Source organism: Streptomyces sp. NPDC048417, from assembly GCF_040651615.1.
Taxonomy (GTDB): domain Bacteria; phylum Actinomycetota; class Actinomycetes; order Streptomycetales; family Streptomycetaceae; genus Streptomyces.
The window spans coordinates 164,239-188,575 of the sequence record NZ_JBEZKI010000020.1; the positions used below are offsets into that span (position 1 = coordinate 164,239).

Here is a 24,337-nt window from a genome sequence, read left to right on the forward strand (position 1 = left end):
CCCCCATGCACAACCGACCGGAAGGACACCGCAGTTGACCTCCGTACCGCTCGCCGCCGTCACCGGGGCCGAGGGTTTCATCGGCTCGCACCTCACCGAGGCGCTGGTCGCCTCCGGGCACCGGGTGCGGGCCATGGCCCAGTACAACTCCTTCTCCTCCTACGGGTGGCTGGAGACCCTCTCCCCCGACGTCCTGGACCAGGTGGAGATCGTCCTCGGCGACGTCCGGGATCCCGGATCCGTCCGCGGCCTCCTCGAAGGCGCCGACACCGCCTACCACCTGGCCGCGCTGATCGCGATCCCGTACTCCTACCGGGCCCCGCACAGCTACGTGGACACCAACGTCACCGGCACGCTCAACGTGCTGGAGGCGGTCCGCGCGCTCGGCACGCCCCGGCTGGTGCACACCTCGACCAGTGAGACGTACGGCACCGCCCAGACCGTGCCGATCACCGAGGACCATCCGATCAACACCCAGTCCCCGTACGCCGCTTCGAAGGCCGGCGGGGACCGGCTCGCCGACAGCTACCACGCCAGCTTCGACACCCCGGTGGTGACGCTGCGGCCGTTCAACACCTTCGGGCCGCGCCAGTCGATGCGTGCGGTGATCCCCACCGTGATCGGTCAGCTGGCGGCCGGGGAGCGCACCATCACGCTCGGCGACCTGCGTCCCACCCGGGACTTCATGTTCGTCAAGGACACCGCCCAGGCGTTCCTGACGGTCGGCACCGCGCCCGCCGAGCAGGTGGTGGGCCGTACCTTCAACGCCGGCACCGGCGGGGAGATCTCGATCGGCGACCTGGTCGCGCTGATCGGCAAGGTCATGGACACCGCCGTCGACGTCCGCGAGGACGAGGCCCGGATCCGGCCCGCGGGCTCCGAGGTGATGCGGCTGGTCGCCGACGCGAGCCGGCTCACCGCGGCGACCGGCTGGCGGCCCGGCCACTCCCTGGAGGAAGGCCTCGCGCACACCGTGGAGTTCTTCCGCGAGCCGGCCAACCTCGCCCGGTACAAGACCGGCATCTACAACATCTGACCTCGTCCGGCACGTCTGCGCACGTACACGAAGGAGGAGCCCCATGCACGCAGTGATCCTGGCCGGAGGCAAGGGCGTCCGGCTGCGGCCCTACACGACCGCGCTGCCCAAGCCGCTCGTCCCCATCGGCGACCAGCACGCGATCCTGGAGATCGTGCTGCGCCAGCTCGCCACCGCCGGCTTCACCAGCGTCACCCTGGCCATCGGCCACCTCGGCGAGATCATCCGCGCCTATGTCGGCGACGGCTCCCAGTGGGGCGTGACCGTCGACTACGCCACCGAGGAGAGCCCGCTGGGCACCATGGGCCCACTGCTCAACCTGCGTCACCGGCTGCCCGAGACGTTCCTGGTGATGAACGGCGACATCCTCACCGACCTCGACTACGCCGACGTCCTGGAGCGGCACAGAGGCTCCGGCGCGCCGCTGACCATCGCCACCTACGCCCGCAAGGTGCACATCGACTTCGGGGTGCTGACCACCGATGACAGCAAGGTCGTGGCGTTCACCGAGAAACCGAGCATGGACTACCACGTCTCCATGGGCGTGTACGGGCTGTCCCGTGCGACGCTGGACGAGTACACGCCCGGACTCCCGCTCGGCTTCGACGAGTTGGTGCTGGATCTGCTCAGGGCGGAAACTCCCCCGCACGCCTACGAGTTCGAGGGGTACTGGCTGGACATCGGACGCCCGGACGACTACGACCGGGCCAACGCCGAGTTCACCACCCGCAAGTCGCTGCTGCTCAAGGGAGCCTGAGCTCGTCATGCGCATTCTCGTCCTGGGCCACTCCGGCTATCTGGGCACCCATGTCGCCGCGGGACTGCGGGCCGTGCCCGGCGCGCAGGTCCTCGGCGGCGGCCGCTCGGCCGGCGCGGACCACCGCGTCGACCTCGCCTCCGTCCGTCCGGAGCAGCTGGCCAAGACCCTGGCGGCCGTCGCGCCCGACACCGTGGTCAACTGCGCGGGCGCGACCGGCGGCGACGCGGTGGGGCTCGCCGAGGTCAACGCCCGCGGCCCGGCGGTGCTCTGTGCCGCGCTGCGCGACGCGGCCCCGGCGGCCCGTCTGGTGCACCTCGGTTCGGCCGCCGAGTACGGCCCCGGCACCCCGGACGCCCCGGTCACCGAGTCGGCGCCGACCAGCCCGGCGGCCCCGTACGGCGCGACCAAGCTGGCGGGCACGGTCGCGGTGACCGCGTCCGGCCTGGACGCGGTGGTGCTGCGGGTCGGCAATCCGGTGGGGCCCGGGGCGCCGGCCGCCTCGCTGCCCGGCCGGATCACCGCGCTGCTGTGCGAGGCGGGTCCGGACCCGGAGGCCGTGCTGCGGCTCGGCGACCTGTCGGCGTACCGCGACTTCGTGGACGTCCGGGACGTGGCCCGTGCGGTGGTCCTCGCGGCCACCGCTGCCGGTCCGCCGCCGCCCGTCCTCAACGTCGGCGGCGGCCGGGCCGTCCCGGTGCGTGAGCTGGTGCACGCGCTGGCCGCCCGGGCCGGCTTCCGTGGCCGGATCGAGGAGAGCGCGGGCGGCTCGGCGCGGTCGGCGCGGGTGTCGTGGCAGTGCTCCGACATCTCCGCCGCCGAGCGGGCCCTGGGCTGGCGCCCGGCGCACACGCTTCAGGACGCGCTGGCCGCGCTGTGGGAGAGCGACGGTACGCGGTGAGCCTGCTGATTCCGCTGTATGTGCACCCGGCCGAGGATCCGGGTGCCTGGCACCGCCTGATCACCGCCGCGAAGGGCACCTACGGTGTGGTCCTCAACCCGGCGAACGGCCCCGGCGCACGCCCCGACCCGGCGTTCGCCGCCGCGGCCGACGCCCTGCGGTCGGCCGGGGCGCTCCTGCTGGGGTACGTCGACACCGACTACGGGATGCGCGGACCGGCCGAGGTCACCGAGGACGTGCGCCGGCACGAGGAGTGGTATGCGGCCGACGGCTGCTTTCTCGACCGGGTGACGGCGACTGCGGAGGCGCTGCCGGCCTGCCGCCGGCTGGTGCGTGCCGTACGGAGGTCGGGCGCCGGGACGGTCGTGCTCAACCCGGGCGTCCATCCGGCGCCGGGCTATGTCCGTCTCGCCGACCTGACCGTCACCTTCGAGGGGCACTGGTCGACGTACGTCTCGGCGTTCAGCAGACCGGCGTGGGCCGCCCGGCAGCCGCCCGAGCGGCTCTGCCATCTCGTCTACGGTGTGCCCGAGGCCCTCGTCCCGCTCGCGGTACGCACCGCGCACGAGCGGGGCGCTGCGGTGTGCGGCCCGGTGACGGGCGCACCACCCAATCCCTGGGCCCAGTTGACTCCGGCTCTGACATGGGCGCAGTGATGAGGGCACGGGCGGTGCTGACCGCGGCCGTCATGGCGGGGCTCCTGGCGGCCTGCTCCGCACACCGGGACTCGCCCTCCGCGCACTCGCAGGACCCCTCCAGACCCGAGGACTCCCCGACCGCGCGCGGGAGCTTCCCCGCCACGCCGACCTGGTCCCCCACCCCCGCGCCGTCCGAGTCCGCCACCGCCCACCCGGCCTCGCCGACGAGCTCCTCCACGGCACTCCCCGCCAGGGCCCTGTGGAAACCCAAGCCCGGCCTGTCCTGGCAGTGGCAACTGGACGGAGAGGTCAAGCCGACGGTGGACGTGCCCGTCTACGACATCGACGGCTTCGAGAACTCCATGGCGGACGTGGCCCGGCTGCACGCCGCCGGCCGGAAGGTCATCTGTTACGTCAACGTCGGCGCCTGGGAGAACTTCCGGCCCGACAAGGACGACTTCCCGCGCTCGGTGCTCGGCAGTACCAACGGCTGGGCGGGCGAACGCTGGCTCGACATCCGCAAGCTGTCCGTGCTGCGCCCGATCATGGAGCGGCGCTTCGACATGTGCCGTGCCAAGGGCTTCGACGCGGTCGAGCCCGATCTGGTGGAGGGGTACGGCAACGACACCGGGTTCCGCCTCACCGCCGCCGACCAGCTCCGCTACAACCGCATGATCGCGGACATCGCCCATGAACGCGGCCTGTCCGTGGGCCTGAAGAACGACCTCCCGCAGATCCCGCACCTGCTCGCCGACTTCGACTTCGCGGTCAACGAGGAGTGCGCCCAGTACGACGAGTGCGCGCGGCTCACCCCGTTCGTCAAGGCGGGCAAGGCGGTCTTCCATGTGGAATACGAGGAACCGCCCAGCGCCTTCTGCGCCGAGTCCCGGCGGCTGGGCCTGTCGTCGATGCAGAAGAAGCTGGAGCTGGGGGTGTGGCGCAGGCCCTGCTGACAACGGCGGAGCCGGATCGCAGCCGGCCGCTTCCGTAGCCGGCGGATGTGGAAGTGCCCCGGTGAGCACGGTCGCCCTCCCCCTACAAGAGGCGAGCGTGCTCACCGGGGCCGGCGCCGGCTCTGCCGGTTCTCCGCAGAGTCGGATCGGGCGAGTCCCCCCTGGCCCACCCGGCACCCGCCCGTCCCCCCTGGGTGCCCGGCGCCTGTGTCAGGGCGTCAGTGTGGCCCACACGGCGTGGCCGCTGGTGAGCCGGGACCGGTCGACGCCCCAGGAGTCGGCGAGTTCCCCGACGAGCAGCAGTCCCCGGCCGCCCTCGTCGTCGGGCCCCGGCTCGCGCCGGAGCAGACCTCGCCGCGAGTAGTCGTGATCGTGCACCTCCAGCCGCACACATCCGTCGGTGATCATGCCCATGCCACACAGGATGCGGACGCTGAACGTGTGGCGGATGGCGTTGGTGACCAGCTCGGACACGAGCAGCACCGCGTCCTCGCACAGCTCGCCGGGCATCCCCCACGCGCTCAGGCGCTCTCTCATGGAGCGGCGGGCGACTCTGACGCTGGAGCGGTGCGCGGGCAGCTCGATCCAGTGCGCCTGGTCGGGGTCGACGACGTCTAACAGGTCGAGCGGGGAGGTCGTGTGGGGGGACACGTGGTTGCCTTCCGTGAGGCGACTGCGGCGGGAAGCAGGCAGAGCTGAGCAACGTCCGCACGGGAGCCGTACGTTGCCCGTGAGCGTGACCGCGATTTACCCAAGTAACTATGCGCGCAGTCGGGTTCACCCTGCAACCGACTCCCTGATAATTTCAGTATGTCGATGTCGGTGTGGTCGCCTCATCAAGTGCCTGTCAGACTCGTACCGGTGACGTTCCCTCAGGAGGTAGGGCGTGAGCGAAGGCCGGTCGAACGCGAGCAGCGCCAGTGCGCCCACCGTGCTGCGCATGATCCTGGGCCGCAGGCTCCAGGACCGGCGCCAGGAAGCGGGCGTGTCACTGGACGAAGCGGCGCGGGCGCTGCGGGTCGCTCCCCTGACCATCCGCCGCCTGGAGAAGGCGGAGGTGGCGCTGAAGCCTCTCTACGTCGAGAAACTCCTCGAGACCTACGGCGCCGACCGACAGGAGACCGACGAGTTCGTCGCCTTCGCCGAGCGGGCCAACGAGCCCGGCTGGTGGCACACCTACCGTGATGTGCTGCCCACCTGGTTCAGCGCCTACGTGAGCCTGGAGACGGGCGCGAAGACCCTGCGCACCTACGAGCCGCACTACGCCACGGGGCTGCTGCAGACTCCCGAGTACGCGCGTTCGGTGCTGAGCGGCGGCTTCCCGAACGACCGCGACGAGGACCTGGAACGGCGCGTGAACCTCCGGCTGCGCCGGCAGGGCCTGCTGGAGCGGGCCGACGCGCCCACCCTGTGGGTGGTCATGGAGGAGGCCGTCCTGCACCGGGTGGTCGGCAGTCCCCAGGTGATGCGGACGCAGATCGAACGGCTCCTGGAGGTCTCGGAGCTGGAGCACGTCAGCGTCGACGTCGTGCCGTTCACCGCCGGCGCCCATGTGGGCGCGTGCGCCCCGTTCACCTACTTCCGTTTCGAGGAGCCCGAGCTTCCCGACGTCGTCTACAGCGAGATCCTCTCCGGCGCGATGTACCTGGACCAGCGCTCCGACGTCGTCGCCCACCTGGAGGCGCACAACCGCATGTCCCTGCTGACCTCCGACGCGCAGAGCAGGGCGCTCCTGAACCGCATGCGCAAGGAGTACGCATGACCATCATCGACGGCAGTGCCCGCGACGTGTACAACGGCATGCCCGCCTCGGACCTCGGTGAGCAGGGCTGGGAGTCGCCCTGGAGCGGTCCCAACGGAGGCCAGTGCGTGCAGACGAAGCAACTCGCCGACGGCCGGGTGGCGCTGCGCCAGTCGACCGACCCCGCCGGCCCCGCGCTGATCTACACCCCCGAAGAGATCACGGCGTTCGTCGCCGGGGTCAAACGGGGCCTCGCCGACCATCTGACCACTGGCTGACCTCCCCCTCCCCCCAGGCACCCCCTCCGAAAGGTTCAGGATGACCAACTCGCAAGCGGCGCGGGACATCGACACCAGCAGGCCCCACTCCGCCCGTATGTACGACTACTACCTCGGCGGCAAGGACCACTTCGACGTCGACAAGCAGGCGGCCGAGACCGTGGCGTCCGCCTACCCCGGCATCTTCGTCTGCGCCCGTGAGAACCGCGCCTTCATGCACCGCGCCACCCGGGTGCTCGCCCGGGAGCACGGCATCCGGCAGTGGCTCGACATCGGCACCGGCATTCCCACCGAGCCGAATCTGCACCAGGTGGCCCAGTCCGTGGTCCCCGAGGCACGGGTGGTGTACGCGGACAACGACCCGCTCGTGCTCAAGTACGCCGAGCGCCTGATGCGCAGTACCGCGGAGGGCCGCACCACCTACATCGAGGCCGACGTCAACGACCCGCAGACGCTGCTCGACGCCCCCGAGTTGTCCAACGTCCTGGACCTGGGCCAGCCGGTGGCACTGTCCCTGAACGCCCTGATGCACTTCGTCACGGACGCCCAGGACCCGTACGGCATCGTCAGCCGCCTGCTGGACGTGGTCCCCTCGGGCAGCGCACTCGCCCTGAGTCACTGCACGCCCGACTTCGACCCGGCCACCTGGCAGAAGGTCACGGACATCTACAACGGTGCCGGCACGCCGGTGCAGTTCCGCTCACGCGAGGACGTGGCGCGCTTCTTCGACGGGCTCGAACTGCTCGACCCCGGGGTCACGGTCGGCCACCACTGGCGCCCGGACTCCGATTCGACCGCCACCGACGCGGAGGTCAGCCTGTGGACCGGGGTGGGCATCAAGCCGTAGCACGGACGGGCTGTCGTACCGCACGGTGACATGGCGGTACGACAGCCCGGAACAGCCCCGGGAACAGGTCAGCCGATGTGGTAGCTGTCCCCGTACACCTTCCAGTCCAGCGGGGTGTTCAGGCACAGGTTGCCGTTGCGCAGGAAGACCCGCTGCTCGGTGTCGACCCGGGTGGTGTCGCTGTGGGCCTCCTCCTGCTTCATGGCCCAGACCCGCGCGTCGAGGAAGGCGTTGAGGTACGTCACCTCGTTACCGCCCTGCGCCGGCGGCTTGGCGTTGCCGAGGGCGCGCTTGCGTATGTTGCGGAAGCTGGTGGAGTCGTCGCCGTCGCCGTGCATGACGATGGCGTCGTAGTAGGCGAACTGCCCCAGCGTGCCGAGCCCGTCCGTCTTGCCCTGCTGTACGGCGGGGTTGAAGTACACCCGGTCGCGCTCGTCGTTCTGCGCCTGCTGGAAGGCGGTGTCCTGGGCGGCCTTGCGCCAGTCCGCGGGGAAGTTCGGGTCGAGGCCGGAGTGCGAGTCGGTTCCGTTGACCCGGCGCAGCGCCGGGAGGTACTTGGCGAGGACGTTGCCGGGCTTGCGGTCGGTGTAGAGCTGCACGAGGTCGAGCATGTCGCCGGTGCCGGAGCAGAACCCGATGATCCCGGCGGTGTAGCCGCGGCCGTCGCCGATGTCCTCGATGTACTTGTACTGCGCCTTCCAGTCGAGCGAAGAGTTCTCCGCGCTCGACACCAGCTTCATGGCGATCTCCTTCTTCGCCGGGTCGTCGAGGCCCACACAGCTCGCGGCGGCGGAGGCGGCCGAGGCGTGTGCGGGACGCAGCAGTACGACGCCGGCCGCGGACGCGCCGAGCAGGGCGAGCAGGGTGCGCCGGGAGGTCGGGGCAGGGGTGGTCGTGGGGTTGTTCGGGTGCCTCACGTGGGCTCCAGAAGGTGGTGGGGGGTGGACTGGGATCCACTGATAGGAAGGTTTCCTATCAGAGCCAGTCGGTGATGTGTACCCGTCACGCAGAAAGTTCGTAGGGTCGAACAAGACAGGTACGGACCACGGCACGGGCGGCCGGATCCGATCGACCAAGTGGTGGAATATTCAACTACCAGGGTTCGTTGACGGCCTCGAAGGAGGTCACGAGTGGACACCACGTACTACGACCAGGGAACTCTCGCCGAACGCTGGGACCGCGCCCAGCTGTTCTTCGACGCCAAGGACTACGCGGGCGCCGCGCGGGTGCTCGCCGGGCTGGTCGAGGAGGTGCCGGAGCAGACCGGACCCCGGCTGCTGCTGGCACGCGCCTACTACCACTCGGCCCAACTGGGCCGCGCCGAGGCCGAGTTGCGCGAGATCGTGGACCGCGACCCGGTGGAGCACTACGCCCGGCTGATGCTGGGCCGCACGCTCCAGCGGCAGGCCCGGCACGACGAGGCGGAGCCGCATCTGCGCCTCGCGTCGGCGCTGGCGGGGGATTTCCCGCAGGAGTGAGGAACGGCGGTCGGGCCCTGGGTCTCCCCAGGGCCCTTCGCGTGGTCAGAGCGGGGTGGCCGCGTGCAGGATCAGGAACAGGCTGACCGCCGAGTTCGCGGAGGACATCGCCGACACGAGGGTGCCCGCGGCCGCGCCCCAGACGGCGAGACCGGCCCCGGTGAACGCCGATGGCCAGCCGCGGGCCGACGGGGCGGGACCGAGCAACGCGGCGACCCGGCGCGGCACCGGCCCGGTGGCGGCCAGCGCGGCCAGGGTGGGGGCCGGGGTGCCCCGCGACAGCAGTGCCGCCCTGCCGATGGCCCGGGCGACCGTCCGCCGGTCCCCCACCGAGCCGGCCGCCGTCTCGTCCGCCCAGCGCTCCGCGGTGTAGGCGACCGCGGTGCGCAGGGGCCGCAGGAAGGGGTTGGCCTGTGCCGCCAGGTGCACGGCGAGCAGGCAACGGTGGTACCGGGCGGCGACGTGGGCGCGTTCATGGGCGAACAGGGCCCGACGCTCACCAGCGGCGAGGCCGTCGAGGAGCGCGGTGGTGACGACGATCCGATCGGGCAGCGCGTAGGCGTAGGGGGTGCGGTCGGGCAGGACGGCCACCTCTCGGCCGGGCAGTCCGGTCAGCGCCCGCCGGGCCGGCCGGGTGACCCGGTGGTGCCGGTGGAGGGAGCGACCGCACAGCACGGCGACCACACCGAGCGCGGGGATGGCGGCGCGGCCCGCGATGTCGTCGTGCGGGACCGCGGCCCGTACCTCCGGGTCGGACCAGCCGTCCGGGTGGGGGTCCCCCCGGACGGAGTCTGGGGGAGGGTTGCCGGGGAGCTGGGCGGTGCCGACCACCATCAGCAGGGCCAGGCACAGCGTGCTGCACACGGCCGTCACCACGGCCACCGCGGTGAGCAGCCGGGTGGCGGTGCGCGGATGCAGCCGCCCCTCGGCCAGCCGGGCGACGGGCCAGGCGGTCAGCGGCAGAACCAGCGGCAGGAGGACGAAGACTCCCATGGGCGGTCAGTCTTCCGTACCGCCGTGGTCGGTGTGCGAGGTGTTCCGGCTGTTCACCCGGCCCGGCCCGGCGGCCTCCAGGAGCGTCCGCAGCACCTGCTCGTCGCCGGGCGGCAGCGCGGTGACGAAGCTCGCCAGGACCGCCTCGCGGTCCCGTTCCCCGTCGAGGAGCCGGCGCATCCGCAGGGCGGCGAGCCGGGCCACGTCGGCGGTCGGCGTCCACAGGAAGGCGCGGCCCTGCCGTTCACGGGCGACGACGTCCTTGGCGAGCAGCCGGGTCAGGATGGTCACCACGGTGGTGTAGGCGAGGTCGCCGCCGAGCCGCTCCTGCACCCAGGCGGCGGTGACGGGACCGCCGGCCTCACGCAGCGCACCGAGCACCTGGCCCTCCAGCTCCCCCTGCCCGCGCCGGGCCCGCGCCATAGTCCCGTCTCCCTCCGGCCTCGGCGTGTGGTGACACGCGCGTCGGCGTGTCTGACCACGCTACTTCACGCCGCCCCTGCTCCCGTACGTCCGCCGTCCGCGGCGGTGCGCGACCTCGCCGAGCGCGATGTCCACGGCGATGAACGCGGCGAGCGGGATCCCGAGCAGGGGCACGAAGTAGCCCACCACCGCGATCACCGCCATCGCCGGGACGAGCAGGTACGGCGGGACCTCCGCCCAGGCTCCGCGCGGGATCGGCCGGCCGAAGGAGGAGCCGCGGCCGCGCTGCCACCACATGCGGTAGCCCCACAGGATCAGCAGGATCAGGGAGAGCGCGAGCAGCGCCAGGGCGAGCTGGTTGACGATGCCGAAGAGGATGCCGGTGTGCAGGTCGATGCCCCAGCGGGTGAGTTTGGCGAGCACCGGATAGTCGGCGAACCGCAGGGCGTCCGTCACCTCGCCGGTGGCCGGGTCGACGGCGACGGAGTCCTGCTTCTCGGGCCAGCTGCGCTGGACCTGCCGGACGACGTAGGCGCTGTTCGCGTCCGCCGGCGGGACGATCTCGACGGGGTTGCCGAGGCCCTCGGCGCGGGCGGCCGCGAGCACCTTGTCCAGGCCCACCCCGTGGTCGGCGGCGCCGCCGGTCATGGACGCCATGCCGTGCCCGGCGTGTTCGCCGCCGCTCGCGGCCGCCGAGACGGACGGGGTGGCCTGGCCGAGCGAGGTGCGCAGCTCGTCGATGTTGGCACCGGCGTAGGTGGACCAGGTCAGGCCGGTCGCCGACAGGAAGACGAACCCGGCGGCGGCCCAGACGCCGACGCTGCCGTGCAGGCCGAGGGTGCGCCGCCGCCCGCTGGTGCCGCGCACCTTGCGCAGCGCCCGCCGCCGCGAGAACCACAGCACAAGGCCGCCGCCCGCGATCACCCACAGCCAGCTCGCCGCGAACTCGCTGTAGAGCCGCCCGGTGTCACCCAGGTGCAGATCGCGGTGGAGCTCGTCGATCCAGGTGCGCAGCGGCAGCGCGCCGGTCGAGCCGTACTGTTCGAGCGCGCCGCGCACCTTCCCGGTGTACGGGTCGACGAACACGGCGAGGGTGTGGTCCGCGCCGACGCCCTTCACCCCCGACAGCAGCACCCTGGTGGTCGCGTCCGCCTCGGGGGCGGGCCGTATCGCGGAGACGGTGCCCTCGGGGTGGGCCTTGCGGGCCGCGGCGACCTGCTCGGAGATCGGCAGCTCGGTGCTGCCCACCGGGACGGTCAGCTCATGGGCGTACACCAGCTTCTCGACCTGGAAGGAACAGGCGTACAGCAGGCCGGTGGTGGCGGCGACGAGCAGGAAGGGGGCGACCAGGACACCGGCGTAGAAGTGCAGGCGCAGGACGAGGGGGCGCAACGGGGCCCAGCGGCTCGGGGAGGCGGCCGGGACGGTCGGTTGCGGGGCCTCGTCCGATGGGGGTCCCCCCGATCGAGCGGAGCCGGGATTGGGGGAGGGCGAGGGGGCGATGGACATCGGGGGCTTCTCCGGGGACTCGTGCGAGAGCGGTGACGGTCCAGTAGTCGGGGGATGAAGAGGCCGAGTTCCCGGAGGGTAAAGTGACCCGCGTCACATTCCCTGTCATGGCATGCTGGCTCGATGGCATCTCCCAGTGATCGCGCACCTCTTGCCGAGCAGGTCGAGGAACTCCTCGCCGTCGGCGGCCCGTTGCCCATCGTCGCGGCCGGCGACCCGGTCCTGCGGCGCGCAACCGTGCCGTACGACGGCCAGTTGGGCCCCGAGCTGCTGGCCCGGTTCGTCGGGGCGCTGCGCGACACCATGCACGCCGCACCGGGCGTGGGCCTGGCCGCGCCGCAGGTCGGCGTCCCGCTGCGGCTCGCGGTGATCGAGGACCCGGCGCCGGTACCCGAGGAGGTCGCCGTCGCCCGCGGCCGGGTCCCGCAGCCGTTCCGCGTCCTGGTCAACCCGGTCTACGAGCCCGTCGGCGGCGCCCGCGCCGCCTTCTTCGAGGGCTGCCTGAGCGTGCCGGGCTACCAGGCGGTGGTGGCCCGGCACGCCGAGGTACGACTGCGCGGCCAGGACGAGCACGGCCGCGCGGTCGACGAGGTGTTCACGGGGTGGCCGGCCCGGATCGTCCAGCACGAGACCGACCACCTCGACGGCACGCTCTACCTGGACCGGGCTGAGCTGCGCTCACTGTCGTCGACGGAGGCGATGACGGAACGCTGGGCTCAGCCGGCCCCGACGACGGCAGCGGCGGAGCTGGACTTCAAGTTGCCCTGAGCTGTACGGGCCCCGTCCTTGTCCTCAGGGCGCGGGGCTGGATCCAGGTGCGGCTGCCGCCGCGCGGGCGGGACCGGCCCCCGGGCACCCGCGGACGGCCGCCGGCAGGACCCGACCTCTTCGGCCCTCACCCCCGGTAGGCCTCAAGCAACCGCAGCCACACCTCGCTCAACGTCGGGTACGACGGCACCGCATGCCACAGCCGGCTGATCGGCACCTGCCCGGCGACGGCGATCGTCGCCGAGTGGATCAGCTCGCCCACACCCGGCCCCACGAAGGTGACCCCGCGCAGGATCTCCGCCTCCAGGTCGACGACCATGCGGGCGCGGCCCTTGTAGTCGTCGGCGTACAGCCCCGCACCGGCCACCGAGGAGAACTCGACGTCGACGGCACGCACCCGGTATCCGGCCTGCTCCGCCTCCGCGAGGGAGAGGCCGACCGCCGCCGCCTCCGGGGCGGTGAAGACGACCTGCGGTACGGCCTCGTGGTCGGCGGTGGCCGCATGGGCACCCCAGGCGCCGTCCAGGAGGGGTGTGTCGGAGACGCGCGCGGCGATGGTGTCGCCCGCGATCCGGGCCTGGTACTTGCCCTGGTGGGTCAGGAGCGCCCGGTGGTTGACGTCCCCGACGGCGTAGAGCCAGTCGGTGCCCTCGACCAGGAGGGTGTCGTCGACGGTGAGCCAGGAGCCGGGTTCCAGGCCGACGGTGTCCAGGCCGATGTCGTCGGTGTGCGGGACACGCCCGGTGGCGAAGAGGATCTCGTCGCCTTCGATGCGGTCGCCGGCGTCGGTCACGGCCACGACCGTGCCGTTCTCGCGGGTCACCGACGTGACGGAGGTGCCGGTGCGGACATCGACGCCGGCTTCCTTGAGCGCCTCGGCGACGAGTTCGCCGGCGAACGGCTCCATGCGGTTGAGCAGCCCCTTGCCGCGGACCAGCAGGGTGACCCGGGAGCCGAGGGCCTGCCAGGCGGTGGCCATCTCGGTGGCGACGACACCGCCGCCGACGACGATCAGCCGGCCGGGCGCCTCCTGGGCGCTGGTGGCCTCGCGACTGGTCCAGGGCTTGACCTCGGCGAGTCCGGGCAGGTGGGGCAGCTGGGCGCGGGTGCCGGTGGCGACGGCGACCGCGTGCCGGGCGGTGAGGGTGGTGAGGGTGCCGTCCGGACCGGTCACGGTGACCGTGCGGGGTCCGGCCAGGCGGCCGTGGCCGCGGTACAGGTCGGCGCTGATGCCGTCGAGCCAGCCGACCTGGCCGTCGTCCTTCCAGTTCGAGGTGAAGTAGTTGCGGCGGGCCAGGACCGCGGCGGTGTCGAGGGGGCCCTGGACCGCCTGGGCGAGGCCGGGCAGGCGGCGGGCGTCGGCCTGGGCGATGACCGGGCGCAGGAGGGCCTTGCTGGGCATGCACGCCCAGTACGAGCATTCGCCGCCGACGAGCTCGCTCTCCACGACCGCGGTGGTGAGGCCGGCCGCACGGGTGCGGTCGGCGACGTTCTCCCCCACGGGCCCGGCACCGAGCACCACGACGTCGTAAGCGATGGATTCCGTTTCCGTCATGGGGTCAGTCTTGCGGGTGGTGTGCGCTGGGGCCACACGGGTACGTGGCCGGAATACCCACCCGGTCGGACGTGTTGTGCGGACGGTTCGTCCCGGAGCGGGGCGCCCCCCACATCAGGAAGAGGGAAACACGCATGAGCAGCACCGTGGAACTCACCAAGGAGAACTTCGACCAGATGGTCACCGAGAACGAGTTCGTTCTCATCGACTTCTGGGCGTCCTGGTGCGGCCCGTGCCGTATGTTCGCCCCGGTCTACGAGAAGGCCGCGCAGGACAACCCGGACCTGGTCTTCGCCAAGGTCGACACCGAGGCGCAGCCGGAGCTGGCCGCGGCCTTCGACATCCAGTCGATCCCGACGCTGATGATCGTCCGCGACCAGGTCGCCGTCTTCGCCCAGCCGGGTGCCCTCCCCGAGGCCGCCCTGACGGACGTCATCGGCCAGGCCCGCAAGCTGGACATGGACGACGTACGCAAGAGCATCGCCGCGCAGCAGGGCAGCGCACAGGGCGAGTGACGGCCTACCGTCCGGGTGACAAGCCACCGCCTGAGCAACACCGCATAGCCGCAGTTAGACCCCCTAACTGCGGCTATATCTTTGAGCGGCTTCCCTGCGCGACGGCCGGCCGCGGCGAGGTGAGGCGTGCCATCTCCTCCTCCGAGAGTCTCAGCGCGCCGGCCGCCATGTTCTGCGCGAGGTGGTCCGGATCACTGGTCCCCGGGATCGCCAGCACGTGCGGCCCCTGCTGCAAGGTCCAGGCCAGCCTGACCTGCGCTGTGGACACACCGTGCGCGCGGGCGACGGCGCACACCGCCTCGCTGTCGGCGGCGACCGGACCCGCCTCACGCCCGGCACCGGCGATCGCGAAGAACGGGACGAAGGCGATGCCGAGTTCACCGCAGAGCCGCAGAAGTGCCCGCTCCTCGCTCGCCGCACCGATCCCGTACGGGTTCTGCACGCAGACGACGGGGGCGATGGCCCGGGCCTCGGTCAGCTGCTCGGACGTGACGTTGGAGATGCCCAGGTGGCGGATCAGCCCGGCATCGCGCAGCTCGGCCAGCGCGCCGAAGTGCTCGCCGATCGAGCCGGTCCGCTCACTCGGTGGCACGCGCAGGTTCACCACGTCCAGGTGATCGCGGCCGAGTTGGCGCAGGTTCTCCTCGACCTGGCCGCGCAGTTGGGCCGGTGAGGCCCACCACCACGCGCCCGAGGGATCGCGGCCCGGCCACACCTTGGTGGTGATGACCAGTTCCTCCGGGTACGGCGCCAGCGCCCGGTTGATCAGCTCGTTGGCGGAGCGCGTCGCCGAGAAGTAGAACGCGGCGGTGTCGATGTGGTTCACGCCGAGCTCGACCGCCCGCCGGAGCACGCCGATCGACCGATCGCGGTCCCGCGGCACGCCGTCGCCGAAGGGCGTGGTCCCCGTCAGGCGCATCGCCCCGAACCCGACGCGGTTGACGGTCAGGTCGCCGAGTCGCCAAGTACCCGCGGGTGCCGGGGTGTTCGTGCGTGAGCCCATGACATGGATCTCCTCTTGCGGATGGGGAACGGGGACCCGGTGGGTGGGCCCGGCGCGTTCGGGTCGCTCGGCGGGGCGCGCACCTCGAAGCGGGTCGACCGGCGCCGGGGCGGCGGCATGGAAAAAGCCTCCCTGGGGGATCGGGATCGGCACCAGGAAGGCTCACGTGATGATCGGCAGTCTAGCAGCAGGGCGGCCCGAGGCCGGTCAGGCGGTCGTAGGCGGCGACAAGGAGCGGCCTCGTCGTCTCCTCGATCCGGCCTGGCTCAGAAGGGGTAAGGCGCCACGTCCCCGCGCACGGTCGTCCACCGCACGTCCGTGAACGCCTCCAGGTTGGACTCGCCGCCGAACCGTGCCCCGGTACCGGAGCCGGCGACTCCGCCGAAGGGGGCCACGGCCTCGTCGTTCACCGTCTGGTCGTTGATGTGGACGATGCCGGTCGGGATGCGTTCGGCGAGGTCCAGGCCGCGTGCCGCGTCCCGGGTGACAATGCCGAGGGAGAGGCCGTAGGAACTGTCGGCCGCGAGAGCGGCGGCCTCGTCGGCGTCGGCGAAGGCGCGGACGGGCGCGACCGGCCCGAAGACCTCCTCGGCGTAGGCGGGGGTGCGGTCGTCGACGCCGGTGATGACCGTGGGCCGGTAGAAGAGGTTCTCGTGGGTGCCGCCGGCCGCGATACTCGCGCCCCGGGCGGTGCTCGCCTCCACCAGGCCGTGGATCTTGGCGAGTTGACCGTCGTCGATGATCGGGCCGAGGTGGACCTGCTCGCGGTGCGGGTCGCCGACGGCGAGGGAGTCGGCCTTGACGGCGAGGCGTTCGACGTACTCCTCGACCAGGGAGCTGTGGACCAGGTGCCGTCCGGTGGTCATGCAGATCTGGCCCTGGTGGAAGAAGGATCCCCAGGCGGCGATGGAGATCACCGCGTCGAGGTCGGCGTCCTCCAGGACGATCAGGGCGGAGTTGCCGCCGAGTTCGAGGTGGGCGCGCTTCAGATGGCGGCCGGCGGCCTCGCCGACCGCGCGGCCGGCGGCCGTCGATCCGGTGAAGGAGATGACCGGCACCCGCGGGTCCTCGACCAACGCCGCGCCGACGTCGGCCCCGCCGGGCAGCACGTGCAGCAGCCCTTCCGGCAGCCCGGCCTCCGCGAACACCGCGGCGAGCGCGAGCCCGCCACAGACGGCGGTGCGCGGATCGGGCTTCAGGACGACCCCGTTGCCCAGCGCGAGGGCGGGCGCCACCGACCGGATGGACAGGATCAGCGGCGCGTTGAACGGCGCGATCACCCCGACCACACCGACCGGGACCCGGCGGGTGTACGACAGCCGGGGCGCCTCGCTGGGCAGCACCTGGCCCGCGGGGCGGGAGGTCAGGGCGGCGGCCTCGTAGCACTCCTGGGCGGCGACGTGCAGCTCGAAGTCCGCCTTGCCGGGTATGGAGCCGGACTCGCGGACGATCCACTCGCGCAGTTCGTCGGCGTGCTCCGTGAACAAGTCGCCTGCGCGGCGCAGGACTTGGGCCCGCACGAAGTGCGGTGCGCGGGCCCAGTCGCGTTGCGCGGCGCGGGCTGCCGTGGCGGCCGGAGAGACGTCCGCGGGAGCAGCCAGGGTGACCGTGCCGAGCGTGTCGCCGGTGGCGGGCTCGGTGACGGCGTACTGCGGGCCGGACAGGGCGCTCGCCTGCCAGGTCTTCGGGTCGAGCAGCGACATGACGGCTCTCCGATCGATCACCGGGATTGCGCGGCCCACGGCGCCCGTGAGCCATTTTGTTGAGCGCGCAACATCCTAGTCGGGGGGCCCGGAAAAGCACCGTCCCGCACGACCAGGGTGGCCCATCAGCTGGACTCGCGCCGCACCACCGAGGCGCCGAGCACCTTGTGCGTCTCCGGCGCGCCGCCCGGGTCGCGCACCACGCGGTCGACCAGTTCGGCGAGGTCCCGGCCGGAGGGCAGTTCGATGCGGATCGTGGAGAGCCTGGGCCGCAGCAGCCGGCCGAGCATCAGGTCGTCGGCGCCGACCACGGCGGTGTCCTCGGGAACGCGTACGCCCTCGTCCTGGAGGGCGCGCATTAACAGCATCGCGTACTCGTCGTTGTACGCGAACACCGAGTCGATCTCCAACTCCCGCCAGCGCGCCGCGAGTCGGGCGGCCGACTCCTCCGTGTAGCCGAGGGACAGCTCGGCCACCGTGGCGTCGGTGCCGTACAAGGCCCGGCGGACACCTTCGAGGCGGGGCCGGGAGTAGGTCTCCAGGCCGCTCTCCTCGGGGACGACCACGCCGATACGGCGCCGGCCGCGGGCGTAGAGGTGCGCACCGGCGCAGCGGCCGACGGTGTCGTGATCCATCAGCAGGGCGTGCGCGCCGTCGACTCGCTCGGGGCCGAGGGTGACCACGGCGCGGGCGCCGGCCCGCTTGAGGACGGCGACGCCCTCGGTACCGAGTCCGGCCCCCGGGACCAGTACGGCGACCGGCCTCAACTCGGCCCAGGCGCGGGCGGCTTCGTCACCGCGCAGGCCCGCGGTGCCGTACTGCACGACCGTGTAGTCGAGGCGGCTGAGGGCCCACTGGAGGTCGGTGATGAACTGGCCGTACAGCGGACCCATCGGGATGGCCGGGGCCGGCATCAGGACCATCCGGCTGTGGCCGGCGCGCAGGCTGCGGGCGGCCGCGTGGGGCACGTACCCGAGTTCCCTCGCGGCCTCGTGGACCCGGCGGCGGGTGGGCTCGCTGATCCGTACGGCACTGGTGTTGTTGAGGACGTAGGAGACGGTCGCGCGGGAGACGCCGGCCAGTCGGGCCACATCGGCGCTCGTGGGGACCGAGCGCGGAGTCGGCGACGCTGCCGAGGGCGTTTTCGGTATCTGCACCATGACGTACGGCATCTTGGCAGAAGGCCGGGGAGGGGGGACCGGCGGGGCAAGGTGGTTCACCGTTGGACGAATTGAGGCCGCCGCACCGTTCGCCGCACCGCCCACCGCAGGGTCGTACGAACACGTTCGTCACGTACCTGTTCGCGCGATCGGCGACGGCCGCCACCAGGTGCCCCTTGGTCCGCGGCGGAGTCCGCGCAGAACAGTGCCCTGCTGTTCCGTGCCGACGCGCCGCAGGGCCCGGTCGACATGTTCACCGCCCACGGGGGCGGACGTCAGCGGGGCGGCTCCGTCCGCGTGACCCGGGCGACCAGGTCGATCCAGCCCGCCTCCAAGCGCTCCATCGGCATCCCGCACTGCCTGGTCAGATGGTGGACCAGGGCCGGGTCGAGGTACGCCAGCAGCGTCTGGGCGAGGAGTTCGCAGTCGGACTCCGGCTGGATCAGCCGCAGCAGCATCGTGACATGCGTGCGCAGCGCCTGCATCGGCGGATTGGCATAGCGCCGGGTGGGCTCGGGCTGCGCGGCCAGCTGGAGGTCGAGCTGCTCGGACGCGCGGTACAGCACCGCGACACCGAACGCGCGCAGCCGCTCGACCGGCGGGGCGCCGGGGCCCAGCGGCGGCGGTCCGCCGAGGAAGTCCGCCTGGAGGCGGCGCGAGGAGTGGTCGAGCAGCGCCATCAGCAGTCCGGTGCGGTCGCCGAAGCGGCGGAAGACGGTGCCCTTGCCCACCTCGGCCGCCGCGGCCACCGCCTCCATGGTGACGCCGGCCACGCCGTGTTCCGCGATCAGCCTGGCGGCGGCCTCCAGCAGCCGGGCGCGGTTGCGGGCCGCGTCGGCGCGCAGGCACAGCTCTTCGGGGGCGGGCCCGACCTCGAGCAACTGAGGGGTGTCGAAGGGCTCCTGGGGCTGCGGGAAGGGCGGCAGGACGCTGGACATGAAGACAGCGTAAAGCATCGGGAACAGAACTGGACCGCGGTCCGTTTGAGGTGTTAGAAATTAACCGGACCTCGGTCCGGATTCGTAACAGCAGTGTTTCAGCCCCCTTGGAGTTCCCCCATGTCTGTCCGCATCCTTGCGCTCGTCGGCAGCCTTCGCGCCGGTTCGCACAACCGCCAGCTCGCCGAGGCGGCCGTCAAGCTCGCCCCCGAGGGTGCCGAGGTCGAGGTCTTCGAGGGCCTGGCCGACATCCCCTTCTACAACGAGGACATCGACGTCGAGGGCAGCGTCCCGGCCGCCGCCGCGAAGCTGCGCGAGGCCGCCCAGGCCGCCGACGCGTTCCTGCTCTTCTCCCCCGAGTACAACGGCACGATCCCGGCCGTCCTGAAGAACGCCATCGACTGGCTGTCCCGCCCCTACGGCGCCAGCGGCTTCGGCGGCAAGCCCGTCGCCGTCGTCGGCACCGCCTTCGGCCAGTACGGCGGCGTGTGGGCGCAGGACGAGGCCCGCAAGTCCGTGGGCATCGCCGGCGGCAAGGTGATCGAGGACATCAAGCTGTCGATCCCCGGCTCTGTGACCCGCTTCGCCGAGACCCACCCGGCCGACGACACCGAGGTCGCCGCCCAGCTGACCGAGGTCGTCGCGCGTCTGCACGGCAACGTGGGCGTCGCCGCCTGAGGCACTGCCTGACGGCTGCCCGAGGTACGCCCGAACGGGGCCGGAGCCCAGCTCCGGCCCCTTTCGCGTGCCGTTTCGCCCGCGCCGTGGTCTCTTCGGGCCCCTCGTCCTGCGTCAGTCGACAGCGGCGAGGCGCTGGACGGCCGGAGCCACGAAGCTCTCCATCCACCCCGAGGTCTCGCCCAGGCGCGGGCCGACGATGACGGTGTCGACGCCGAGCTTGGCGTACCCCTCGATGTCCCGGGTGAAGGCGTCCAGGTCTCCGTCGGTGGCCGAGTCCCCGGTGTACGCGATGGTCTTGCGGATGGTGTCGTAGTCGCGCCCGACGGTGTCGCAGTGCCCGCGCAGCACCTCCAGCTTGTGCCGCAGCTCCTCGGGGGAGGCCGGGATGAGGTTGCAGGCGTCCGCGTACTGGGCGACCAGCCGCAGGGTCTTCTTCTCTCCCCCGCCGCCGATCATGATCTCCGGGCGCGGCGAGCTGACCGGCGCCGGATTGCAGAGTGTCTCCGCGAGCCGGTAGTGCTTGCCCTCGAAGGGGCCGTTGTTCTCCGGGTCCCACATCTGCAGGCAGATCCGCAGGGTCTCCTCCAGCCGCTCGAAGCGCTCCGCGAGGGGCGGGTACGGTACGCCGAGACCATGGTGCTCACGGTCGTACCAGGCGGCCCCGATGCCCAGCGTGGCCCGGCCGCCCGACACCACGTCGAGGGTGGTGGCGATCTTGGCGAGAAGTCCGGGGTGCCGGTAGGTCACGCCGGTCACCAGGGCTCCGAGCTGGACGGTGGAGGTGCGGCCGGCGAGGTAGCCGAGCGTGGTGTAGGCCTCCAGCATGGGGTCCTCGGCGCCGCCGTTGAACTCCATCTGGAAGTAGTGGTCCATCACCGAGACCCAGCTGACGCCCGCCGCCTCGGCCGCGGCACCGGCGGCGGCGAGTTCGGCGCCCAGTGCGGGGCCGCCGCCAGGATGGTTGAACCGGTTGATGTGCACGCCCACGCGCATGGCCGTTCTCCGTTCCGCCCGGATCGTCTTCTGTCCGTCCGACGCTAGAACTTCGAGCGCTCTCGAAGTCAAGGGTCAGACGTCGTCGGACGGCCGTGTCCTCGACGCGCGCGGGCCAGTGATGATGATCACCGCGTCGGCCGCGACGAAGCCGGCGCGGAGCACGAGGGCGACGAGCCCCCCATTCGCACCCGCTGCTGGTACGGCGAGGGCGCCCGGCGAAGCCCCCCGGCCCCGCTCCCGTCCCAGACGGCCGACCGGCCGCGCACATAGACGCACAAAAGGGGCATGAGAGGGTAGACAGGCGGACCCATACGCCGGACCACCCGCCGGGTGGCGGGGAGCTTCCGCCGTCCGGCGGCCCCGGTGGCCGGCGGGGCACGCGGACCATGGCCGTACGAGCGCAGTTCACCACCCGCCGCGAGGAGCAGCCATGACCTCCGTACCGCCCCCGTTCGACCCCGAACTCGCCGCCGCTCTGGAGCTGATCGGGGAGATGGTCTCCCCGGGGTTCACGCTGGACGAGATACCCGCGGTCAGGCAGAACGAGGGGATACAGCAGCTCGCCGGGATCGACCTCACCCTGGACGGGGCGTTCGAGGTGGCCGACCGCACGGTGCCCGGCCCGGCGGACGCCCCCGAGATCTCCCTGCTGATCTGCCGGCCCACCGCACCCACCGGCCCCACCCCGCTGCCGGTGATCTACCACGTGCACGGCGGCGGCATGGTGATCGGCGACAACCGGGTGGGTGTGGACCTCCCGCTGGCCTGGGCGCGGGAACTGGGCGCGGTGGTCGTGTCGGTGGAGTACCGGCTGGCGCCCGAGCATCCGCATCCGGCGCCGGTCGAGGACGTGTACGCCGGGCTGCTGTGGACGGCGGAGCACGCGAAGGAGATCGGCGGCGACCCCGAGCGGATCGTGATCGCCGGGGCGAGTGCGGGCGGCGGCCTCACCGCGGCCCTGGCCCTCCTCCTGAGAGACCGTCAGGGCCCTTCGGTCATCGGCCAGATGCTGATGTGCCCGATGCTCGACGACCGCAACGACACCCCGTCCAGCCACCAGATGAAGGGCCTCGGCGTCTGGGACCGCACGGCCAACGAGACCGGCTGGACCGCCCTCCTCGGCGAGGCCCGCGGCGGCCCCGACGTCTCCCCCTACGCGGCCCCGGCCCGCGCCACCGATCTCACCGGCCTCCCCCCGGCCTTCCTCGACGTCGGCTCCGCCGAGACCTTCCGCGACGAGACGGTCGCCTACGCCTCCCGCATCTGGCAGTCGGGCGGCATCGCCGAACTCCACGTCTGGCCGGGCGGCTTCCACGGCTTCGACGGCCTCGCCCCCCAGGCCGCCCTGTCCCAGTCGGCGAGGACGGCCCATCTGGACTGGCTGCGACGCCTGCTGGCACGCTGACCGGACATCAGCCGACGGGCACCGGCTGACGCACCGGCGCCCGCCGGGCCGCCGCCCGGTCGAGCTGGACCGCCACGGTGCCGTAGAACCGCTGCACGGCGTCGTCGACGCTGCGGATGAACCCGGTCTCGGCGTTGCCCCGCCCACTGCCCATGCCCTTGAGGAGGGAGAGCCGGAAGCCGGTGATCGGGGCGCCGTCCGCCTTCGGCAGCAGGTCGGCAGGCTCGGGCCGCAGCCGTTCCAGCGTGCCGCGCGGCCCGGCCGTGTCGCCTTCCAGCATGGTCTCGATGTGCAGATCGGCCGGCGCCTCCGCCAGCGACCGCACCAGTCGCTTGGCCCAGCTCAGGGGATAGCCCTGCTCGGGGGCCGGGATGTCCATGGACGTACGGAGTCTTCCGGTACGCAGATCGGCGACGACCGCGAGCACTCCGGGCGTGCCCTCAATGCGCAGCTCGGCCTGGAGCCGCCCCTGGAGGCACAGCTGGTCGGCGAGGAGGCTCCGGCGCTCCCGGGGGTCCCTGCCGCCCCTGGAGCCCCGGACCGGGAGCACCTTCTGCCCGAGTTCGCCGCCCAGGCCCAGGCAGACCTGCCGGATGAGCCGCTCCCAGCTCTCGACCACGTCGAGGGCGCGCGGGTCGCCCTGGCACAGGGTCTCGTCGTCGATGCCGTTGCGTACCGGAACCCAGGCGGGGCCCATGTTCTGGAATCCGTGGCAGCCGGAGTTCTCGTGCTGGAGGTAGTGCAGCAGCTCCTGGAGAAGCCAGGCGTGCGCCTTGTCGCCGACGCCCTCGTGCCGGATCAGCATCTGGGCCTGCTGGGCGACTTCGGCCCAGGACAGGTGCCGTAGCGCCACCTTGTGCTTGCGCCGTCCGTCGATCTTGACGTCGACGAGCGGGCTGCCTTCGAGGGCGACGTCGTTCGACAGCGTGATCACGGCCTCGTAGCCACGGCGGGCCGCGATGTCCATGTACGCCTGCACCTGGTCGGACTTCAGGGCGTTGCCGTTGGTCTTCGTCTCGACCAGCGCCGTCCACAGCTTGCCGGCCCGCTCGACGCGGATGACCCCGTCGGGACGCCGAGGGGTGTCGCCGTGCGGCAGGGACACCTCGGTGAACGTCTCCATGCGTCCGGCCGGTGCGCCGAAGCCCGCCGTGAGCCGCCTGCCGAACTCGGGGACCTGTGCCATCACCGAGAGGAGGACCGAGGTGGCGCGTGTCTCGCGGTCCCGGTCGCTCTTCAGGGCCGAGACGGGGAAGAGCCGGGCTTCCCGCCAGGACTCGTTCTCCGCCAGGGACTTCCTGGCCGCCTTCGGCAGGGTGACCTTCTTCTTGGCCGTACGGGGCCGGGCGGCCGACTTCTTCGCCGCGTCGTCGTCCGCGGGCGGGCGCGGCGCCGGAACACCGTCCAGGTTCGGCGCCGCAGCCTGCTCGCCGACCGGCTCGGGGTCGCCCGCGGCGGCCGGTTCCTCGCCCGCCGGACCGTCGAGCGCCTCCTGCGGCTCGGCGTCGTCGTCGATGTCGACACCGAAGTCGGTCGCCAGACCGGCCAGACCGTCGGCGTACCCCTGACCGACGGCCCGGAACTTCCACTCCCCCGCCCTCCGGTACAGCTCGCCGAAGATGACCGCGCTCACCGCGTCGGCGTCCTCGATCGTGAACCGGAGCAGCGGGTCGCCCGCCGCATCGGCCAGCGTGACCGTGAGGTTCTCCAGTTCGCCGAAGTGTGCGTCCCGGTACCGGCTCGCCGCCACGACCATCCTGTCCACGTCCTGCGGTACGGCGGTCAGGTCGAAGCCGATCCGGTCCTCGTCCCCGGCCTCCGTCGGCGTCTTGCCGAGCAACTGCACACTGCCGTCGGCCGCCACCGGGTTGTTGTAGAAGTAGAAGTCGGAGTCACCGCGCACCGTGCCGCCGGGGCCGACCAGCAGAACGGACACATCCGCGTCTCCCTCGCCGCTCGGGCTCACCCACCCCAGGCTGACGACCACCGAGCCGACGTTCTCACTCAGGGCCGACAACGTGACGTTGGACCCCTTCACCATCTCCTGCATGAATCCCCC

The 24,337-nt window shown here is 72.1% G+C and carries 25 protein-coding genes; 13 read left to right on the plus strand and 12 right to left on the minus strand.

Features of this window, described 5'->3' with window-relative positions; genetic code table 11:
* Nucleotides 1-34: 34 nt before the first annotated feature.
* From AB0D59_RS30080 to AB0D59_RS30100, 5 genes are read left to right on the plus strand one after another with little or no spacing between them, the layout of a single operon-like run.
* Nucleotides 35-1,036 carry a GDP-mannose 4,6-dehydratase gene (locus AB0D59_RS30080; protein ID WP_362571875.1) on the plus strand — a complete coding sequence of 334 codons (1,002 nt, stop codon included), beginning with the start codon at nt 35-37 and terminating at the stop codon, nt 1,034-1,036.
* Nucleotides 1,037-1,079: 43 nt separating this feature from the next.
* Nucleotides 1,080-1,793, plus strand: a complete 714-nt coding sequence (locus AB0D59_RS30085; RefSeq protein WP_362571877.1) for a sugar phosphate nucleotidyltransferase — start codon at nt 1,080-1,082, stop codon at nt 1,791-1,793.
* Between the two features lie 7 nt (nt 1,794-1,800).
* Nucleotides 1,801-2,694 (plus strand): NAD(P)-dependent oxidoreductase, encoded by an 894-nt coding sequence (locus AB0D59_RS30090; RefSeq protein ID WP_362571879.1) that lies wholly within the window; start codon nt 1,801-1,803, stop codon nt 2,692-2,694.
* Nucleotides 2,691-3,350, plus strand: coding sequence for a spherulation-specific family 4 protein (locus tag AB0D59_RS30095; protein WP_362571881.1), 660 nt, complete (start codon nt 2,691-2,693; stop codon nt 3,348-3,350). The genes AB0D59_RS30090 and AB0D59_RS30095 overlap by 4 nt, the downstream gene beginning before the upstream one ends.
* Complete coding sequence (locus tag AB0D59_RS30100) at nt 3,338-4,285, plus strand: endo alpha-1,4 polygalactosaminidase (RefSeq protein WP_362571884.1); 948 nt, start codon at nt 3,338-3,340, stop codon at nt 4,283-4,285. The genes AB0D59_RS30095 and AB0D59_RS30100 overlap by 13 nt, the downstream gene beginning before the upstream one ends.
* A 210-nt stretch (nt 4,286-4,495) precedes the next feature.
* On the opposite strand, the gene AB0D59_RS30105 is transcribed toward AB0D59_RS30100, so the two are convergent.
* Nucleotides 4,496-4,936, minus strand: a complete 441-nt coding sequence (locus AB0D59_RS30105) for an ATP-binding protein (protein ID WP_362571887.1) — start codon at nt 4,934-4,936, stop codon at nt 4,496-4,498.
* Nucleotides 4,937-5,171: 235 nt separating this feature from the next.
* Between AB0D59_RS30105 and AB0D59_RS30110 the strand changes: the two genes are divergently transcribed.
* The 3 genes from AB0D59_RS30110 to AB0D59_RS30120 are packed head-to-tail and all read left to right on the plus strand — an operon-like array spanning nt 5,172 to nt 7,151.
* Nucleotides 5,172-6,047, plus strand: a complete 876-nt coding sequence (locus AB0D59_RS30110) for a helix-turn-helix transcriptional regulator (RefSeq protein WP_362571890.1) — start codon at nt 5,172-5,174, stop codon at nt 6,045-6,047.
* Nucleotides 6,044-6,304 carry a DUF397 domain-containing protein gene (locus AB0D59_RS30115; RefSeq protein WP_362571892.1) on the plus strand — a complete coding sequence of 87 codons (261 nt, stop codon included), beginning with the start codon at nt 6,044-6,046 and terminating at the stop codon, nt 6,302-6,304. The genes AB0D59_RS30110 and AB0D59_RS30115 overlap by 4 nt, the downstream gene beginning before the upstream one ends.
* Before the next feature lie 40 nt (nt 6,305-6,344).
* Complete coding sequence (locus tag AB0D59_RS30120; RefSeq protein WP_362571895.1) at nt 6,345-7,151, plus strand: SAM-dependent methyltransferase; 807 nt, start codon at nt 6,345-6,347, stop codon at nt 7,149-7,151.
* A gap of 68 nt (nt 7,152-7,219) precedes the next feature.
* On the opposite strand, the gene AB0D59_RS30125 is transcribed toward AB0D59_RS30120, so the two are convergent.
* Nucleotides 7,220-8,068 (minus strand): chitosanase, encoded by an 849-nt coding sequence (locus AB0D59_RS30125; protein ID WP_362571897.1) that lies wholly within the window; start codon nt 8,066-8,068, stop codon nt 7,220-7,222.
* 213 nt (nt 8,069-8,281) lie between these two features.
* Here AB0D59_RS30125 and AB0D59_RS30130 point away from each other — a divergent pair, with 213 nt between their 5' ends.
* Nucleotides 8,282-8,629, plus strand: a complete 348-nt coding sequence (locus AB0D59_RS30130) for a tetratricopeptide repeat protein (protein ID WP_362571900.1) — start codon at nt 8,282-8,284, stop codon at nt 8,627-8,629.
* A 45-nt stretch (nt 8,630-8,674) separates the two neighbouring features.
* Here the strand turns inward: AB0D59_RS30130 and AB0D59_RS30135 are convergent, their stop codons facing one another.
* Genes AB0D59_RS30135 through AB0D59_RS30145 form a run of 3 tightly spaced genes read right to left on the minus strand, consistent with a single transcriptional unit; the run spans nt 8,675 to nt 11,554 of the window.
* Entirely contained in the window at nt 8,675-9,622 is a 948-nt protein-coding gene (locus tag AB0D59_RS30135; RefSeq protein WP_362571902.1) for a M56 family metallopeptidase, read from the minus strand.
* 6 nt (nt 9,623-9,628) lie between these two features.
* Nucleotides 9,629-10,045: a BlaI/MecI/CopY family transcriptional regulator gene (locus AB0D59_RS30140; protein ID WP_362571905.1), complete on the minus strand. Its 417-nt coding sequence runs from the start codon at nt 10,043-10,045 to the stop codon at nt 9,629-9,631.
* A gap of 60 nt (nt 10,046-10,105) precedes the next feature.
* On the minus strand, nt 10,106-11,554 hold the full coding sequence (locus AB0D59_RS30145; protein WP_362571908.1) for a PepSY-associated TM helix domain-containing protein: 1,449 nt from the start codon (nt 11,552-11,554) through the stop codon (nt 10,106-10,108).
* A 123-nt stretch (nt 11,555-11,677) separates the two neighbouring features.
* On the opposite strand from AB0D59_RS30145, the gene AB0D59_RS30150 reads away from it, so the two are divergent.
* Nucleotides 11,678-12,322: a peptide deformylase gene (locus AB0D59_RS30150; protein ID WP_362571911.1), complete on the plus strand. Its 645-nt coding sequence runs from the start codon at nt 11,678-11,680 to the stop codon at nt 12,320-12,322.
* Between the two features lie 127 nt (nt 12,323-12,449).
* Here AB0D59_RS30150 and AB0D59_RS30155 read toward each other — a convergent pair whose 3' ends face one another.
* A complete protein-coding gene (locus AB0D59_RS30155; protein WP_362571914.1) occupies nt 12,450-13,877 on the minus strand; it encodes an NAD(P)/FAD-dependent oxidoreductase in 1,428 nt (475 codons plus the stop codon).
* A gap of 134 nt (nt 13,878-14,011) precedes the next feature.
* Between AB0D59_RS30155 and trxA the strand changes: the two genes are divergently transcribed.
* Nucleotides 14,012-14,392 (plus strand): thioredoxin, encoded by a 381-nt coding sequence (trxA, locus tag AB0D59_RS30160; RefSeq protein ID WP_362571917.1) that lies wholly within the window; start codon nt 14,012-14,014, stop codon nt 14,390-14,392.
* 73 nt (nt 14,393-14,465) lie between these two features.
* On the opposite strand, the gene AB0D59_RS30165 is transcribed toward trxA, so the two are convergent.
* The 4 genes from AB0D59_RS30165 to AB0D59_RS30180 form a co-directional block, all read right to left on the minus strand.
* Nucleotides 14,466-15,395 (minus strand): oxidoreductase, encoded by a 930-nt coding sequence (locus AB0D59_RS30165; RefSeq protein WP_362571919.1) that lies wholly within the window; start codon nt 15,393-15,395, stop codon nt 14,466-14,468.
* 266 nt (nt 15,396-15,661) lie between these two features.
* Nucleotides 15,662-17,098 (minus strand): aldehyde dehydrogenase family protein, encoded by a 1,437-nt coding sequence (locus tag AB0D59_RS30170; protein WP_362571922.1) that lies wholly within the window; start codon nt 17,096-17,098, stop codon nt 15,662-15,664.
* Between the two features lie 125 nt (nt 17,099-17,223).
* On the minus strand, nt 17,224-18,270 hold the full coding sequence (locus tag AB0D59_RS30175) for a LacI family DNA-binding transcriptional regulator (RefSeq protein ID WP_362571924.1): 1,047 nt from the start codon (nt 18,268-18,270) through the stop codon (nt 17,224-17,226).
* 263 nt (nt 18,271-18,533) lie between these two features.
* Nucleotides 18,534-19,214, minus strand: coding sequence for a helix-turn-helix domain-containing protein (locus AB0D59_RS30180; protein ID WP_362571927.1), 681 nt, complete (start codon nt 19,212-19,214; stop codon nt 18,534-18,536).
* Between the two features lie 102 nt (nt 19,215-19,316).
* Between AB0D59_RS30180 and AB0D59_RS30185 the strand changes: the two genes are divergently transcribed.
* Complete coding sequence (locus tag AB0D59_RS30185) at nt 19,317-19,874, plus strand: NAD(P)H-dependent oxidoreductase (RefSeq protein ID WP_362571930.1); 558 nt, start codon at nt 19,317-19,319, stop codon at nt 19,872-19,874.
* 114 nt (nt 19,875-19,988) lie between these two features.
* Here AB0D59_RS30185 and AB0D59_RS30190 read toward each other — a convergent pair whose 3' ends face one another.
* On the minus strand, nt 19,989-20,870 hold the full coding sequence (locus tag AB0D59_RS30190; protein ID WP_362571933.1) for an LLM class F420-dependent oxidoreductase: 882 nt from the start codon (nt 20,868-20,870) through the stop codon (nt 19,989-19,991).
* Between the two features lie 433 nt (nt 20,871-21,303).
* Between AB0D59_RS30190 and AB0D59_RS30195 the strand changes: the two genes are divergently transcribed.
* Entirely contained in the window at nt 21,304-22,278 is a 975-nt protein-coding gene (locus AB0D59_RS30195; protein WP_362571936.1) for an alpha/beta hydrolase, read from the plus strand.
* Nucleotides 22,279-22,285: 7 nt separating this feature from the next.
* On the opposite strand, the gene AB0D59_RS30200 is transcribed toward AB0D59_RS30195, so the two are convergent.
* Nucleotides 22,286-24,328, minus strand: coding sequence for a TerD family protein (locus AB0D59_RS30200; protein ID WP_362571939.1), 2,043 nt, complete (start codon nt 24,326-24,328; stop codon nt 22,286-22,288).
* Between the last annotated feature and the right edge of the window lie 9 nt (nt 24,329-24,337).